The organism is Winogradskyella sp. HaHa_3_26, assembly GCF_019278425.1.
Classification (GTDB): Bacteria; Bacteroidota; Bacteroidia; order Flavobacteriales; family Flavobacteriaceae; genus Winogradskyella; species Winogradskyella undariae.
This window is the reverse complement of the sequence record NZ_CP058981.1, coordinates 911,124-929,597: the sequence shown is the minus strand read 5'-3', so window position 1 is coordinate 929,597 and position 18,474 is coordinate 911,124. Positions and strand designations below refer to the sequence as shown.

The window sequence follows — 18,474 nt, the reverse complement described above, 5'->3', positions numbered from 1 at the left end:
AAATGAATATAAAAATACAAGAAGCATTAGAAAAAAAATTCCAAGATCATAACGTAATTTTTTGGTATGATGAGCGCAATGAATTAAAGGGAAGTTTTGATGCTTTATCTATTGATAGCGTTGAGAAATACCATATACAAGGCAATGAGTTTGAGATTAAATATAAAATAACATCTAATACTTCTAAAACAAAATTTTTAGTGTATTCTAATCAACCAAAACCAATAAATAACGAAAATTGGTTGTTAGATTTAGAGTTGGCTTACCATATATTCTACACAGACCAAGAAGCCATTATCCTTCAAGACTTAGGTTTAGATTTAAGTTTAAGAGAATTAGTTGCAGAGCATATGCTGTTTTTTAAATCAAAAGAGCGTATTGATAAGCTAAAAGAGCTTCTAGGGAAAGGAGATGTTCTAAGAGATATTCAATATAAAATGGTAGCGGTAACTCTAAACACCGATTACGTTAATTTAAATACGTTTATACATGCACATGGAACTGCTTTTGCAAATGGTAATGAAAAGTTGCAAAGAGATTTAGAACGTTATGAACTATCAGGTTTTTATTGGAAACAAATTTTAAATAAATTTAACTATAGTAGTGAGTCACCTTCTATTTACGATTTTCTCGTAGAAGCATTTACTGATAATTTTAATGTGACTGATAAACCAAATTTATCTAAAGAAACGAGGCTTTTGCTATCGCTTTGGAAGGATACCATTACTTACAGAGAAGGCTTTGATAAAATATCGGCAAAAATTGCAAATGATATACAAATAGAAAGCACACTTAACACGCTACCTCTAGAAAAAGCAGTTAATGATGAGCTTTTTAAGTTAACAGATAAAAAAATAATATACGATTTAGTACAACGTCTAATTACAAATGACATTGCTAACGATACTTTACAGAGCTATATAAAACAAAGGGAACATACGTTTTGGTATAGACCACATTTTGAAGCATTTTATGAAAGTGTTTCGTATGCCGCACAATTACAGCATGACCTTCAAAAATTAAAAATAGATTTTAAATCTATAGAAGATGGATTAGAACAATACACATCAACTCTTTATGAAATAGACTTTTTATATAGAAAGTTTATTCTTAACTACCGAAGAACAAACCAAGATACGGTATTAAGTGAATTGGCAGAAAAGGTAGAAAAATTATATACTAATGATTGGTTATTGCATTACAATGATGAATGGCAAACAGTAGTTGATAATCTTGAGACTTGGCCGGTAAAAGAGCCTTTCAGTCAAAGACAGTTTTTTAAGAATCATATTCAACCGTTTGTAGATAAAAAGCAACGTGTTTTTGTGATTATATCGGATGCTCTGCGTTTTGAATGCGGAATGGAATTAAATAAACGATTGGCGCAAGAAAACAGATATGACAGCGAAATAAATGGAGCGATAACATCATTACCATCATACACACAACTTGGTATGGCATCTTTATTACCTCATAATGAATTATCTGTAAAAAAAGGGACAGATCAAATTCTTGTTGATGGCATGACTTCAATGGGTATTGCTTCACGTTCAAAAATTTTGGCTAAAAACTCTGGAGCCCGTGCAACGGCAATTTTAGCCGAAGATTTTATGAAGTTTAGTGCCCATACAACAGGTAGAGATTTTGTAAAGCAATATGATGTTATTTACATCTATCATAACGATATAGATGATACAGGAGACGACACTACATCTCAAGATAAAGTCTTTGATGCCGTAGAGAATGAGTTAGATTTCTTTATGGATTTACTAAAGAAAATTTCTAATATGAATGGAAGTAATATGATTATTACTTCGGATCACGGTTTCATATATCAACATGAAACATTAGAAGAAAGTGATTTTACATCGGCTGATATTAAAGGAGATGTAGATAAGCAAAATAGACGTTTTGTTTTAGGAACTGATATAACTGCAAACGATGCTGTAAAATCATTTACGCACAAGCAATTGGGCTTAGAAAGCGAAGGCGATGTACTTATTCCGAAATCTGTTAATAGATTAAGAGTTAAAGGTGCAGGATCTAAATTTATTCATGGTGGAGCATCATTACAAGAAATTGTAATCCCAATAGTAAAAGTGAACAAGAAACGTCAGGATACCACAGCTCAAGTAGACATAGATATTATAAAATCTTCGGATAAGATTACTACTAATTTGTTAGCGGTTTCATTTATTCAAACCGATGAAGTAAGTGATAAGATGCTTGAAAGAAAAATTAGAGCCTCTATTGTTGCAGAAGATGGCACCTTATTGAGTGATCAGTTTACATATACCTTCGATATTAAAGAAGAAAATCAACGTCAACGTGAAGTTAAAAACAGGTTTCAACTAACCGCTCAGGCTAGTGGAAAGTATAAAAGTCAACGTGTTAAATTAATCTTGGAAGAGCCAATGGATCGTGCCAATAAGTGGAAAATTTACAAAGAATATTTCTACACGCTAAATATTTCTTTTACTAATGATTTTGATGAGTATTAGGATAGCTTGAATTGGTTTTGAATTTTAAAAGTCAGTTTGTTTAATGAAGTAATAAGTAAATTAAAGTATGCAAAGAGAAGAGTTTAAAAAATGGCTTACAGATAAAGGTTATGATTCAACAACCGTAAACTCTCGAATTGGCAACTGCAGTACAATTGAACAAGCTTATGGTAACCTTGACGATCAATATAATAAAGATAGTTTACATTCAATTTCAACTTACCTTAAATACTCTAAGCAAGATGAAAGGGATGATATAAAACCACATCCACCTTTAGAAATAACAGGTGATATTTATAAAGGTTTAGCTACTTTAAGACAAGGTTTAAGTAGATATACTGAATTTAAATTACAAGCTGAAACTAATGCAGGTAGTTTTGAGAATACCATTTCAAATGATGCTTTCAAAATAACATCCAATAACCAATTATTATCTGACAAGTCTCAATTACATTTAGAGAATGAGAACACATTGTTGTTACTTCCAATCAAAAATTTGAGTAATAAGATTTTTGAAATAGGTAGTTATCAAAGAGGTTATAAATGGGGTAAAAAGGAAATACTAGAGCTATTGAATGATATAGATAGCTATGATAAAAAACAAGGTTTGTATTGCCTACAGCCACTTGTCTTAAAACCTCTTAATAATGAGATAGAAAAAATAGAAATAAATAATACTTCATATAATATTTGTAAAAAAAATGAAGTTGTAGATGGTCAACAGCGCACAACTACCCTATTTCTATTGTTAAAGTATTTTGAATATAAAGGATGGGTTGACAAAAAGCATTTATATATAATAGATTTTAAAACAAGAGAACGAAGTGGAGTGTTTTTAAATGAGAAACTTCCTCTAGTTTTTGAATTCCCTCTTGATAAGATAACCAAGGAAGAACTTATTAAAAATGAATACCATGATTTAAAAAATGTCAATGAATTATGGGCAAATTTTATTGATCAGAATATAGATTATGATAATGTAGACGTTTATCATTTTTTTACTGTAACAAGCTATATAATTCGTTGGGTTGAAGAGTTTTTATCCGAAGAAAATAAAAGAAAAAGTTTTATTGAAAAACTACTTAACAGGGTAAAAGTAATTTGGTATTCTATAGATGATTCTGAAAATGATAATCAAATTATTCAAGTCTTTTTAAACAACAATAAAGGAAAGATAGGTTTAACGTCTTCAGAATTAATCAAGGCGCTTTTTATTCTAGATATTAAAAATAGTGAATCGGTTTCTATTAGCGATATACAAATCAATCAATTTGCTTCAGAATGGGATAGTGTAGAAAAACAATTACAAGATGATAGTTTTTGGTATTTCATTCAACCAAATGAAGGTAAATACCAAGATGGGACAAGAATAGATTACCTATTTGATTTACTATTAGAGAAACCTAAAGATTCTGATGATTTCTTTGCATATAGACATTTTGAGGGAAAATTCAATTCTCCAATAGGTATTTTAAAATCGTGGGAAGAAGTTGTTCAGCTCTATTACAAATTACTTAATTGGTATCAAGATTCTGAAATATTTCATTTTGTTGGTTTTTTAACGAATTCAGGCGTAAATAATTTACAGAGATTACTAATTGAAAATAAAGGAAATACAAAAGAGGAATTAAAAAAATCTTTAAGAAAGACTATTAAAACCAGTTTTGAAAAGACAGGTAAGACAGAAGATAAGAAAGAATTTTTCATCTACAGTCTTGACAATCTACATTATGAAAATTATTATCAAGAAACGAGGAAAGTACTACTACTTTATAATGTTTTTTATTACATGGATAATATGGCAGGACATAAGTTTCCTTTTGAGTTATTTATAAAAGAAAAATGGAGTATTGAACATATCATACCTCAAACACCTAAAAATATTGAAGATGTTACTATTTATGCTCAGTGGTTTGAAGATATTATGGAGTATAGAGATTTAGAAATAGATACTGATCTAATTAGTAGAATTAGAGTTCATGATTCTATGGAAAATTTAAAAAAAGACAAAGAATTGAAATCTGACCTTGATATAATCATTACTGAAAGTGAAGATATCACACATGACTTGAATAACTTATTACTTCTAGATAGAAATACAAATAGCACATTGAGTAATAAATTGTTTGCTGAGAAAAGAAGTATAGTATTACGGTTTGATAAAAATGGTTTTAATGACAAAGAAAAACCGGTATTTATTCCAAATGAAACCTTGAATGCTTTTAATAAAACATTCGGTGAAAAAATCAATATAGAAAACTGGACAAAAGAAGATGGTGAAAATTATGTGATTGCAATTCAAGAACGACTAAATGAATTTTTACCAACAAAATTAGAAAACATAACTCCAAAAGTATAATCAAATTATGAAAGAAAATAGCACGCTTTGGAGTATTCTAAATCAATTTGGAATTGAAATTCCTCCTATACAAAGAGATTTTGCTCAAGGAAGAGAAACAGTACACGCAACTAAAGTCAGGAAAGGTTTTTTAGACTCTATATGTAAAGCATTAGATAAAAACGAACCACTTTCTTTAGACTTTGTCTATGGGAAAGTCTATGGATTAAAAAACGAAGAGGAAAACAGAAAAAACAAGAATGCTATTCAGTCTTTAGTAAATAGTGTGAGAGATTATGCTTTGACAGTAGATCTAACATTAAAAGATATTGTAGTGGAAGATAAGTCTTCTGAAAAATCAGATATAGTTTATTTAATTCCTTTAGATGGTCAACAAAGATTAACTACGCTGTTTTTAATGTATTGGTACATTGCTAAAAGAATAGGAAATCTGGAAGGATTGAATATTTTAAGTAGATTCCGTTATAAAACGAGAAAGAGTTCTACTTCATTTTTAAAGCTTTTAACAGACGTAGACATGTCTTTAAAATTTGAATTAGATGAGCAAATTGAAAAGGATTTAAAAAAGAAGAAACTTTATAACGAAATCACCAATTTAGAACATTTTTCATCTTCTTGGTTAAACGACCCTACTGTAAAAGCAATGTTGATAATGATTCAAGATATTCATATAAGACTGCAATCTCATAATGAAGAACAGTTGAAGGAATACTGGGTTAATATAACGGATAATCAACTTTTATGGTTTGATTTTTTGGATTTGAAGGATTTTAATTTATCAGATGAGCTTTATGTTAAAATGAATGCACGTGGTAAGCAATTGTCCTCATTTGAGAATTTTAAAGCATGGTTGTTCGATTTGATTAAGGAAAAAGAATTAATTGAAAATTCTCTTTGGGAATCACATTCAAAAAAGTTTGATGTTGAATGGAATGACATTTTTTGGAATCAAAAAGGTGATGCTATTTTCTCTATAGATAATGTCTATTTTAATTTTTTTAAGATTTTATTTTTATACGATAATTTAAAAATAATAAAATTAAATGGAACTAGTTTTGATAAAGAAGCAAAAGAACTTCAAGTTATTAATATAGTTACCAATAGTTCCTTCTTTGATTGGGAATATTTATGTGATGATTTATTTAAAAATAATATCGAAAACTATTTAAAGGTTTTAATTTATTGTGAAGGAATTTCTGTTGAGAAAAGTGACAAGTATCTGAAAGATTTTTTTAAGTTTCAATTTTCTTCAAAAGGAATCAATCCAAGTTGGCCGGATTTAATTAAAAACTTCATTACACTTTCTTTCATCTTACATAAAGAAAAAGCTTTAAAAGAATATACAGATGATGATTTCATTCATTTAGAAGAATATCATAGAATTTTATTTAATCTTTTTGATAATGCCATAATTGACAATCCGAGCTTATATCAAAAAGCTATTTATGAAATAGATCAGTTAAATACTGCTTTAAAAGACTTTAATTATAATATTGTTGATTGGGTTGAGAATTTTGTATACACTACAAAGTCTGTGTTTACAAAAGAGCAATTTTTAGAAGAGATATTAAAGTATAGACTCTTTACTGATGACGATTGGAAAAAAATAATCCTAGAAGCTGAAAAAGTTATCTATTTCAAAAGACAACTAAATTTCTGGTTTTTTAGAGCTGCTATTTCATTAGTTAAAGATGATTTTAATATTGCCTTATTAGGAGATTTAAATAAAAAAGAAAACTTTAACAAAACGACTCTAAAAATAAATAAACTTTTTGATAAAAAGGAAATTAATAGGAAGGAAGATTTCTCTGAACGTATTTTTGAAAGAGCATTATTATCTAAAAGTGATTATCTTTTAAATGAAAAAGGATATAAATGTTTTGGTAGAGATATTGGTCGTGATGTAAGCTGGAAAAGGCTATTCTTTAGAGATCGAAATTCTAAAGAAACCAATTTAGCACTCCTGGAAGTTTTTGATTTAGATTTTTCTATTATTAAAGAATCATTTCAATCTTACATAGACAAAAATATTTCTGAGGATACAATTGATGATTGGAGGAAAGTTTTTGTGACCAACAAGGAGTTGTTTGAATATGTTGGTAATTGGAGGTACATAAGAAATATTTCGAATCATGGTTGGGTATTAATAAAAGACAATTACAAAACTTATACTGGTGCCCATTATGAGTTATTTAGTTTAGATTTTTTTATAAATCATCTTGAAGGAAAGAGTTTTCCTCCTTTTAATAAAATAGACTATCATGTTGCTCCTAAAAATGAAATGGGAGAATTTCCATGTGCTTTTTTAGATTGGAAAACAGATAATTATACGTACACATTGGATGTGAAATTTATTTCAAGTAAATATTGTTTAGTTTTCTTTGCTAAAGAGGGTATGTTATCATATGATATTAAAACCATTTTAACAAACTTAAGGTTTAATGCAGTTTCCGATAATTATATTAAAAATATAATTTCAGCAGAGGAAACTATAAAGGAGATTAATGATTTAGTTAGTACTTTAAAGGGTGAAAATTAAGACTAAGTGTAATTATACTATTTTTCAGTAATTAATAAGAAGAAGTACAATATTTAATTTATTAATAAATCCTTACAATAGTCACAATGCCCCAAACTACAATACTTATAGCAACATCAATGAGGCGCACAGATTGGCTTGTAAACAGAAGTTTATTATCTGTTTATAAGCAAGAGAGCGTGAATTCCGAGTTGGTTAATGTTTTAATTGTCGATGATAATAAAGAAGCTGATGAGTTTTTTTATATTAAAAAAGCAATTAAGAATTTGAGATTAAAGCTTAACCTTTCTAGTAATCAATTTTCTACAGATATTATAAGAAATACCGGTGTGAAATTTAAATCTGGAACAGGAGCCTGGAACACTGGGATTAAACAGACTTATTTGTCTTTTAAAAATGGCTTTATTTCTATTTTAGACGATGATGATGAATATTTACCAAGCCATTTATCAGATTGTATTTCTGAAATCGAAGATAATACAGTAGCTGTTTTTCAATGCTTAGAGTGGAGAAATGTAGATGGTTCAGTAATGAATTTTCCATTAAACTTACAAAAATTAACTCCTAAATATTTTTTTGAAGGAAACCCTGGAGTTCAGGGAAGTAATATGTTTTTTAAAACAGAAGCGTTAATTGCTATTAATGGTTTTGATGAAACACTGCCGAATACTACAGATAGAGATTTAATGATTCGTTTTTTGTGGAATAATGAATCACGTCAAATTAAAGTTATAGAGAATGTTGGTGTATTACATTACAACCACAAACAAGCCAAAGTGAACAATATTATTTTTCTTAAACAACAAGGATTAGACTTATTTTACCAGAAGTATATGATGTACTTTTCTAAAGAAGCATATCTAAAGTCGCTTACTAGAGCAAAGAATTATTTCAGTTACGTTCCAATAGAAGAAAGATGAGAGAACAAATTGTAATATGTATGCCTTTAAAGAATGCAGAAAAAACTTTAAGCAAGTCTGTTAATTCGGTTTTGCAACAAGTGAACACGGAAAGAGAAGTTGTTTTGCTAGTTGGTATAGATAACTCTACGGATAACTCTGAAGAAATTTTAAAAAATATTGCATTACAAAATCCAAATGTAGTTTTATTAAATGTTGATTTTAATGAAGCCTATTTAAATAGGAATTTTTTAAACGATTACGCTCGGAAAAATTATCCTAACTGTGTTTTAATTGGAAGATTGGATGCTGATGATATTATTTATTCAGAGTATACAATTAGTCATGTTGAAGCATTGTACGATAAGCATAATTTTGATGTCTTGATGTGTGGAAACAAGCAATTGCTTAATGGAGATGTGTTGGAGTGGGAAAATAAACCAAGTAAAGAATTATTGAAAGATGATTTTTTAATCGACCAACTTTTTGAAATGACACAAGGAAATCCAAAAGCAGAATTAGCATCATGCAATACATTTATTAAGCCAACGGTAGCAATAGAATATCCTAAAAAAGTGAGTGCCGAAGATCATTGGTTCACGGTTTTACTTCTTTTACAAAAAGAAAAAACAAATATTCTTATTGACGAGCAATTACTGTATTGCTTTTATTCATTGGATGGGGTTTTAACTAATGAGAATAAGAATAAAAACAAATACACTCAAAGTAGAGAGGAATTGTATAATTATTGCCTGAGTCAACGTCCACTAACAGATATTCATAATAAATGGAATGATTATATGAGCAAAGGTGGTATGTCCTTTCATGAATCTAATATTCTAAAAAATAAAGAGCGTCTTGAGAATTTTTGGAAGCTAGACTATCCTTTAAACAAAAGAATTGAAAAGCAATTAAAGGAGTTTGCTCATAAAAAAATAAGATTATTGGATATTAGTTGTGGTCCGTTTCCTAAATCTGGAGTACATCTTGAAAATTATACTATCGATAGGACTTTAGTAGATTCTATGGCTGATAATTACCATGCTTTACTTGAAGAGCATAGCATTAATACTTACAGTCAGAAAATAATTAAATGTGAAGCTGAAAAACTAAATGAGAAATTTGAAAACAATTCATTTGAAGTAATCTTTTCAAAAAATGCTTTAGATCACACATACAATCCTATTGGTGTAATATCTAACGCAATTGATTTACTAGTGCCTAGTGGGATTTTAATTATGGAACATTACATAAAGGAAGGAGAATACACGAACTACTTTGGATTACATCAATGGAATTTTTTTATTGAAAACAGTAATTTCTTCATTTCAAATAAAGGAGGTCAAATAATATATAATGTAAATGCTTTTTTTAAGTCTACCCAAATAGAATCTTTTTATGAAGGAAAAAAAATAATTAATATCATAAAGAAAAAATTATGATAGACAATAGAATAGCTGCTGGTTTAAGAATATTGGAAAGTAACTTTCCTCAAAAGAAATTTCACTTCTTGGGTGCAGGCAAAGCTTCTGTTGTTTTCCGCGATGAACACTTAGTTTTTAAGGTGTTTCTTTTGGAGAATTATGAGGCATTAAAGTATAAACGTCATATATTTAATACCATTCAATTAAATAAAAGCAAGATTGACAATTCAACCATTTTTTATCCTATTACTGAAATAATAGAATTAAATAATGATTGTTTCATTCTTACCTATCCTTTTGAAAAAAGCGAAACTTGTGTCGCATTTGAGCAAATCGAAATTCAAAAATTTTTAGTAGAATGTTGGCAAAAACGCTTGATTTTTCAAGATATAAAGCCAGACAATTTTGTTCGAGTAAATAAAAAATTAAAATGGATTGACTACGAACCTGATAAGTTTACAGATAATTTGTTTTTGAATATGGCTACAAGAGCTTTTCTTTTTGTTAAGTATTCAAATGAAAGCGAATCTTTTTTAAACAAATTACGTAGAAGTGCAATAAATAACTTTGATATACCTGAGTTAAAAGGCTTGCAGAGCTTCATGAATGATCTATTTACAAGTATAATTTTTCAAGAAAGTCAATCGGCCATACAAACTAAACAACTAGATAACAACACGTTTGTAAATGAAGGTCCAGAAATTAGAAATGAAGGTAATTACAGTTTACCTTATCAGGATAGTTTCAATGCAGAACAACTATTTTGGCAACTCATAAATAAGAATATTTATCTTGATGAAGTTGGTTTTGATACACCTAGTATAGATGAAAGAAACTATTTTTCTCCTAAAAATATTATTCTTAAAACACAACAAATTATCGAGCCAAAACAGAAGGTATCGTTGGTTATAAAAGCGTGTATTCAGGATTCTGAAGTTTTATACGAATCTGTAAAACATATTATACGACAACTCTCATTTCCAAATAATTTTAATGAAAAAATAGTAGCGTTAGACATTCGTCAAACCGATTTTCTTAGAGAATATAATGGGAAAAATAGTTGGCAACAATTAATTGAAACATCTCAAAAACTTGTTGACGATTTAATCATTGATAAGTTTATATTTCCAAATAAAAATGATGTTGTAAGGGTTAATAAAAAATGGTTTGGCATTGAAACAAATGCAACACATACCATAAAAAAAGTTCCTGTATCTGCTCAGCTTTTTGCTTTTGAAAGTGCAAAAAGTGAATATGTGTTACAGGTAGATTGTGATGCAATAGTTGGTAGGTTGTCTAAAGAACACTCGTTTCTTAATGATATGATCTCGGAGTTAGATAAAAACGAAAATGTTTTATCAGTAGGTTTCAATATTTATAAAGGAAAAGAGAACTCGTTTACTCCATATTTCGGCTTTGAAAATGGAGGATTTGTACCTGAGGTACGCTTTTGTTTATTGAAGAAAAGTCGTTTTGATCATGTATTGCCATTAAAAAATGAACTGGTTGAAAACGCTTTTGAGTTAAGTTGGTATAGAGCATTAGAAATAAGGCAAAAAGAAACGGAAACCTGTTCCATTCGAGGAGGAGATAGTCGCTCATTTTTCATCCATCCTCAAAATTTTAAAAAATCAGATAAAGATGTTTGGTTCACTACAATAGATAGAGTTGAACAGCTTCAAATTCCTGAGAAACAAATTAATGAATTTGATTTGGCAGGTTCATATCACGATTGGACAAACACAAAAAGAAATGAAGACCTAGTTATTATTTCTTGTTTTAGAAATATTTCGCTTTCACGTTTCTTGAGATACTGGTGTTCATTGTTAAGTCAGATAAACCAAGATTGGGGATTAGTTTTAATTGATGACGCATCAAATAATGGAATTAGTCATTTTATAAAGGAACTTATAAAGCCATATCAAGATAGAATTACATTTATAAAAAATCGTTTCAGTATTGGTGTTGCTCAAAATACATATAAAGCGATCCATTATTTTACAGAAAATCAAGAAAGTATTATTTGTATTCTTGATGCAGATGATGCCCTAATAGGCAAAAATGTTCTAAAAAATGTTTTTGAGAAGTACTCTTATTTTGATGCTGATGTTGTTATTGGTAAAATGTACCGAACAGATAAATTACATGCACATTACAAATACACACCTAATTTCACCAACCCTAGATTGTATGGTGGAAATGTTTGGCAACATATAAGAAGTTTTAAAAAGTATTTATATGATTCTTTAGGTTTTGAAGACCTTAAAATTAAAAATCAACAACAGCAAATAGATGATATTTTATTATCTAAAAGGTTTAGTCAGAAAATGGTGTTTCCAGAACACTGTACCGACTATACTTATATGATTCCAATTATAGAGATGTCATCTAACCCAATGTGGGTTAATCATTTTAATATTTTACATGATAGAACTACAATAAATACACCTGAAGTAAAAAAGCGAAAAAATGAAATAATAGATGAGGTTCTTTCAAAAAAAATAAAATCACCCAAAGACGTTTTTTTAGGTAGAAAAACGTTTTTACCAAATTTTAAAAAAATTGAAATAGACATTACCTATGAGTGTAATTTAAAATGCATAAACTGCAATAGATCTTCTACGCAAGCGCCAATAAAGGAAGGTATGTCACTAATACAGATTCAAGAGTTTATTCAGGATTCAATAGATTTAAATAAAAAATGGGAGCTTATTAATCTATTAGGAGGTGAGCCTACAATACATGCTGATTTTATTGAAATTGTGAATGCAATTTTATACAATTATATAATTCCACATGCACCAGATACAATATTACAAATTACAAGTAATGGATTTGGAGAAATAGTACAAGGTAGATTAAAGCTACTTCCAAATCACAAAAATCTAATTATTGATTATGCGTCATTTAAAGACGAAAGAGTAGTACCATACTTTTCGCCATTTAACGATGCTCCAATGGACAATATGAACTTAATTAATCAAGAGTATGGTAAAGGTTGTTGGGTAACGTCATATTGTGGAATTGGTTTAAATCAACTAGGTTATTATCCTTGTGGTGTAGCTGGTGGTATTGATCGTGTTTTTGAAAAAAACCTTGGAGTAAAAAAATTAGAAGATGTTGATAAGTCAATATCTAAGTTGTTAAATGAGTTTTGTAAATATTGTGGAAATTTTACAGACTATGGAGAGAATCAAGGGAATTTTATTCCACGACATGAAAAAGCAGCCGTTAGCAAACCAAAAATATCTTCAACATGGAAAAAACAATACAAAAAGTATAATGGAAAAAAATAAAGTAATACTACTGTTAAGTGGAGGTATTGATTCTACAACGTTATTAGCTAAACTAAAAGAGGAAAATAAAGAAGTTTTAGCGATTAGTTATTTCTATGACCAAAAACACGCAATAGAACTTGAATTTGCGAAAGAAAATGCTGAAAAATATAATGTAATTGAACATAAAACAATTCAATTAGATAGTCAACTCTTTTCAAGTTCTGCTCTTGTGAATAGCAATAAGCAATTATCTACTTATAAAGAAGGAGAAAAACCTGAAGGGCAAGAAAACGCCTATGTCCCTTATAGAAACTTAGTGTTTTTGAGTATGGCGCTTAGCCTTGCAGAATCTTACCGAATTAATGATATTTACGTGGCTTTTAATAAGGACGACTGTGTTAACTTTTGGGATTGTACTACCGCTTTTTTATCTCAATTAAACACGATTTCAGAACAATCAAAAACGGAAGTACACGCACCACTAATTAACTTAACAAAGAAGGAGGTTGTTCAATTAGCTAAAAAGTTAGATGTCGATTTAAATAGAACTATTAGTTGTTATCAACCTTTTAATGATAAAGAATGTGGTAGCTGCTTGAGTTGTTTGGTTAAACAAGATGCTTTTAATAGAATAGAAATAGAGTGAAAAAAGAATGAATATTAAGGAGTTAATCGGTAAGTATAGTATGAATTGACGCAATCAAAACGAAAAAGATTCGACCTGCATAGGAAGATTGAAACTAATTAGCTTCGATTAAGAGTAAAAAGAGAATGTCCTACATTTCCAGCACTTACTCATTCTGCCGTTTCACGAAAAGCTTCACGCTATCAATCGCAAGAGCTTCCAACAAAGCCTGTCCTTAGCAAAATCGAAGCGCCCAATACTAGTGATGTCCATTTCGCACCTACCTATCGGATAGACGCTACATTCCCAAAAACAATATCTTCTACCAAAGCACAACGCGTCCTTTATTTAATCTATAGTACTAACATCAAAATCAAGGTAGGCAGGTAATAAGGTGTTCGTCAGGCGTTCCATTTTGTTATATAGTACATCTGGGCAAGGCACAGTACCCACGAAAGTGGGGATCTTATTCATAATTCGCAAACCACATAAGTAACCGCTCAAACCAACCCCTTGCCCAAACCATAAATAGCACTACTGCGGCGACACGTCCTCGCAGCACTATGTATTTGTACTATGCCACACACTACACTATTCCTCACCCATAGCTACTCTTGTACCTTAAAATCCAAAGCGGTTTTGCGCAAAGCGCAAGCGCTAAAAATTAAGGTACAACCGCTATTTAATATTTCGCGAGCCTGCGGGTCGCTGCGGGCAAAACCCACAGTAATGAGGTGCTCAATAATAGCTTTTTACAGATAATTAAAGGGCCATAAAACGTTAAGATTTAAAAGAGTTAAAGCTGTGGGTCTACGGGTGTCACATTTTTTGAAACCGAAACAATAAACCTAAAGGATCTCAATAACGGACGGCAGCAGAACCATAAAAAAAATGCTACAGCTGCTGTCCTGGCAAGTAAGAGTAGTACCAACCCTCGCTTTTTCCTACCGTCAAAAACTTCAAATTGGCACTACACTTACCGAAGCGAATAAACAGTAAGCCACCATACAACAAATCAAAAAACTGCGCCACCCTTGCGGTAAACCGTTGCTGTGCTGCGCCCTTTTGCAAAAAAATGCAACGGGCTATTCATCACACCACCCTTGCTCATCTCGCAGTCGGCTCGCGCCTTTTAGATCACCTGCTTATCAAACAATTGGAAATAAGAACCAATAGTAGTATATTGAGAGATGAATGCAATACAAAAACAACCACCTCAAGAAGTTATAGAGAATCTAGAATTTCTAAAAGCCGACTTAGACATTAAAATACCTTCCAAACAATTAGATAAAAACCTTCTAATTGCAACCTGGAACATTAGAGCATTTGGAAACCTCACACGTAAATGGGATTCTGATGATGACGATTCACCTAAAAGAGATTTACATGCCATTCTATGCATTGCAGAAATTATAAAACGTTTTGATGTTATAGCAGTACAAGAAGTAAAAGATAACATCCGTGCTTTAAGGGATACCTTAAAAGTATTGGGTTCAGATTGGTCATTAATCTTAACCGATGTAAACAAAGGAAAAGTGGGGAACGGTGAACGCATGGCTTATGTATTTGATACACGTCGTGCACAACTTTCCGGATTAGCAGGCGAACTTGTAGTGCCAGAAGAATGGGAAGATGCAATTAAAGATAACGCGCTTTCAAATCAATTTGTAAGAGCACCGTATGCCGTAAGTTTCAAATCAGGAAAACGTACATTTATTCTAGTAACACTGCATATTTTATATGGTAAAAATAAGAATAGCCGTATTCCCGAATTGCGTGGTATAGCCAAATGGCTCAGGGAATGGGCGGAGAATGTAAATGCATACCATCAAGACTTTATTGTCTTAGGCGATTTCAATATAGATGCTCGTGGCGATTTGCTAAATCAAACATTTTTATCTGAAGGGCTTTATGTTCCACCGCAATTACAAGACGAAAAAGTAACCAGGTCCATTTTTAATAAAACAAAGTACTACGATCAAATCGCTTGGTTCAATAGTGATGATGGTGGTCCTAAATTAGCAATGGATTTTATAAATGGAGGTAATTATGATTTTGTAAATGTGGCTTTAAAAAATCGAGTGCTAACCAATAATAGTTTGTCCTGGCTCATCTCAGATCACTATCCATTATGGGCAGAATTTAAAGTATAAAAAAGAACACAAATAGAGTGGGCTTCCATCGGCCACTACTAAAATGCTATAAAGTGCAAGCCAAAGGTTTTGAAAAAAAAATACGCCGTAAAAAGCGTATTTTTTTGCGCTTATTTTTTCTATTAAATGAGTTTTGCGCTTATTTTTTTGTAATTGCGCTCGTTTTTAAATTTTAATTTGCGCTCGTTTTTATTTTTGATTTCAATTTTGCGCTCATTTTTTATGAATAGCGCGCGTGTTTTTGGTTATCTTTGAGTAGTATTCAAAGAAATTAAAACATGGAAATAGTAACATCATTAGTAGTAACATCATTAGTAGTAACATCTATATTTCAAGGAAAAACCATACCTGAAAAAGGGAAAATAGTGGGCTACGGTGCTATCATAGAAGGTTTAAAGTTACCAATACCATTTCCAAACACATTAGCATTAATAGCTGACAAAAGCAAAAAATATAGTAACGGCAAATGGAAAGTGTTTCCTGCGTCCTACCAACCAGAAGAAACATTATATAAACAGTTGGTGTTTGCTATTAAATATGAAGGCATAAATTTATTAGTGTTTAAATCATTATTTAATGCAATAACTAAAGATAAAGTACAAGATATATTACATATAGAGCCTAGTGGTCAATATAGTCGTAAAATTTGGTTTTTGTATGAGTGGCTTCAGCAAGAACAGATTCATGTAGATGTCGATTTAAAAAAACGTAAATATATTCCGTTGTTAGACGCTAAAATGCAATATGTAATAAAAGGACAAGAAGCTGTAAGACAAAAAATAATTAATAATCTTCCAGGTACCGTAGATTTTTGTCCGTTAATTTTTAAAACTGAAAAATTAGAAAAATATATCAATGCCAATTTATCCGATCAAAAAAATAGGTTCTTACAGGGTATTCATAAAGATGTATTACAACGTGCATCTTCGTTTTTACTATTAAAAGATTCTAAAGCGTCTTTTACTATTGAAGGTGAAAATCCTGGAAATAACAGGGCTATGCGCTGGGGGAAAGCAATTGGGCAAGCTGGAGATAAACCTTTAAGTATTGAAGAGTTAGAACGTTTACAGCAAATAGTTATTGAAAATACTAGATTTTTAACCATGGGGTTACGTAACGAAGGGGGTTTTGTAGGGCAGCATGATAGAAGTACAGGAGAACCAATACCAGATCATATTTCTGCAAAACAAAATGACATAGAACAATTACTAAAGGGTTTAATGGCAACAAATGGAGTAGTGCAGGATAAAAGTTACGATGCTGTTTTAGCGGCTGCAACCATAGCATTTGGTTTTGTATTTATACACCCTTTTGTAGATGGTAACGGGCGTTTACATCGTTATATTATACACCATATTTTAGCAAAAAAGAAATTAACACAACAAGGGGTTATTTTTCCTGTTTCTTCCTCAATTTTAGATCATATAGAGGATTATAAAGCTGTTTTAGAATCTTATTCCCACCCGTTATTAGATTATATAACATGGAGTCGAACAGAAACTAATAATATAGAAGTAACAAATAATACTATTGATTTTTATCGTTATTTTGATGCAACCAAACAAGCTGAATTTTTATATGATTGCGTAGCGGATACTTTAAAAAGGGTGATTCCAGAAGAAGTAAGTTATTTGCAAAAATATGATGAATTTAAAAGGTATTTAGATAATCATTTTGAAATGCCAGACAAATTAGTAGCATTAATGGTTCGGTTTTTAGAACAGAATAATGGTACTTTATCAAAAAGAGCTTTGGAAAAAGAATTTACAGAATTAAAAAAAGAAGAAGTTGCAGAGATAGAAGCACAATATCTCAATATTTTTTTAAAGATTGAATAGCCTAATAACTTGGCGCACAATTAGAAAATATTTGGATGAATCATGTCGTTGGTTGGTTTGTTGGTTGTGTTCAGTTATTGGTTTAAAAAAAAGAACACAAATATAGTGGGTTCCCATCGGCCACCACTAAAATGCTATAAAGCTCAAGCCAAAGGTTTTGAAAAAAATAATCCGCCGAAAAAAGCGGATCATTTTTTTAAACCTAAAACTAGGCGTATTTTTTTGTCCAAAAAGCTTGACAGCATCGCCACACCACCAATGAGATAGTTATCTTTTTTTGTTTTTCGTTAAAAATAATAGGAAAGGGTTTTGTAGGATAGTTGAATGATTGCGTTAACCAAAAAGAGCCTCTAGTGAAGCTCTTTTTTATTATTCTTTCGTTTCAGAATAAAGTGATGTATGCGTTTAATCAGTAGTGAAACGAAATAACTGACGATAGCTCCAAAAGCAGCCATGACAGCAGTTTTGAGGAGGTCTTCAGATGTGATTTGAAACCACACAGAGGAAACCGTGCCACCAAGAATTGAAAAGCGAATAGGGGTCACATTTTGGGTCATTTTATCCGGAACTTGATGCAGAATCTTTTGGATCCTTGTTAGGTTTTTTTGTTGTCGGAGACTTCGGAATTACAGTCGCAGCATCGGCATCAGCATCATCATCCATAATCACAGCCTGACTCACTGCGGTAGCAACAGTCCCGGCAACAGTCATATAAGTGGCTACCGTCACCACTAATGCCGGTAATGAAATTGGTGCTGCAATAATAGCACCGCCAGCCGTGGCTAAGGCGATACCGATATTTCTTAAAGTTCTGAAGAACTTTGGCGTTGTTGTTTTATAACGATCTAAAATAGTCAT

The 18,474-nt window shown here is 30.8% G+C and carries 10 protein-coding genes; 9 read left to right on the top strand and 1 reads right to left on the bottom strand.

The genetic code is table 11. From position 1 onward, the window contains the following. Window positions 1-2 precede the first annotated feature (2 nt). From pglZ to H0I32_RS04005, 9 genes are all read left to right on the top strand, one after another. Window positions 3-2,501, top strand: coding sequence for a BREX-1 system phosphatase PglZ type A (gene pglZ, locus H0I32_RS04045; protein WP_179314667.1), 2,499 nt, complete (start codon window positions 3-5; stop codon window positions 2,499-2,501). 67 nt (window positions 2,502-2,568) lie between these two features. Continuing rightward, window positions 2,569-4,860: a DUF262 domain-containing protein gene (locus tag H0I32_RS04040; RefSeq protein ID WP_179314666.1), complete on the top strand. Its 2,292-nt coding sequence runs from the start codon at window positions 2,569-2,571 to the stop codon at window positions 4,858-4,860. Between the two features lie 7 nt (window positions 4,861-4,867). After that, window positions 4,868-7,399 (top strand): DUF262 domain-containing protein, encoded by a 2,532-nt coding sequence (locus tag H0I32_RS04035; RefSeq protein ID WP_179314665.1) that lies wholly within the window; start codon window positions 4,868-4,870, stop codon window positions 7,397-7,399. Between the two features lie 86 nt (window positions 7,400-7,485). Then, window positions 7,486-8,319 carry a glycosyltransferase gene (locus H0I32_RS04030; protein WP_179314664.1) on the top strand — a complete coding sequence of 278 codons (834 nt, stop codon included), beginning with the start codon at window positions 7,486-7,488 and terminating at the stop codon, window positions 8,317-8,319. Then, complete coding sequence (locus H0I32_RS04025; protein ID WP_179314663.1) at window positions 8,316-9,740, top strand: glycosyltransferase; 1,425 nt, start codon at window positions 8,316-8,318, stop codon at window positions 9,738-9,740. Before H0I32_RS04030 ends, H0I32_RS04025 begins: the two co-directional genes overlap by 4 nt. Then, window positions 9,737-13,018, top strand: a complete 3,282-nt coding sequence (locus H0I32_RS04020; protein ID WP_179314662.1) for a glycosyltransferase — start codon at window positions 9,737-9,739, stop codon at window positions 13,016-13,018. The genes H0I32_RS04025 and H0I32_RS04020 overlap by 4 nt, the downstream gene beginning before the upstream one ends. Beyond that, window positions 13,005-13,646 (top strand): 7-cyano-7-deazaguanine synthase QueC, encoded by a 642-nt coding sequence (gene queC / locus H0I32_RS04015; RefSeq protein ID WP_179314661.1) that lies wholly within the window; start codon window positions 13,005-13,007, stop codon window positions 13,644-13,646. The genes H0I32_RS04020 and queC overlap by 14 nt, the downstream gene beginning before the upstream one ends. 1,169 nt (window positions 13,647-14,815) lie before the next feature. Next, window positions 14,816-15,778, top strand: a complete 963-nt coding sequence (locus tag H0I32_RS04010; RefSeq protein WP_179314660.1) for an endonuclease/exonuclease/phosphatase family protein — start codon at window positions 14,816-14,818, stop codon at window positions 15,776-15,778. 278 nt (window positions 15,779-16,056) lie between these two features. Then, entirely contained in the window at window positions 16,057-17,616 is a 1,560-nt protein-coding gene (locus H0I32_RS04005; protein WP_179314659.1) for a Fic family protein, read from the top strand. Between the two features lie 558 nt (window positions 17,617-18,174). On the opposite strand, the gene H0I32_RS04000 is transcribed toward H0I32_RS04005, so the two are convergent. After that, window positions 18,175-18,474 carry a hypothetical protein gene (locus H0I32_RS04000; RefSeq protein WP_179314658.1) on the bottom strand — a complete coding sequence of 100 codons (300 nt, stop codon included), beginning with the start codon at window positions 18,472-18,474 and terminating at the stop codon, window positions 18,175-18,177.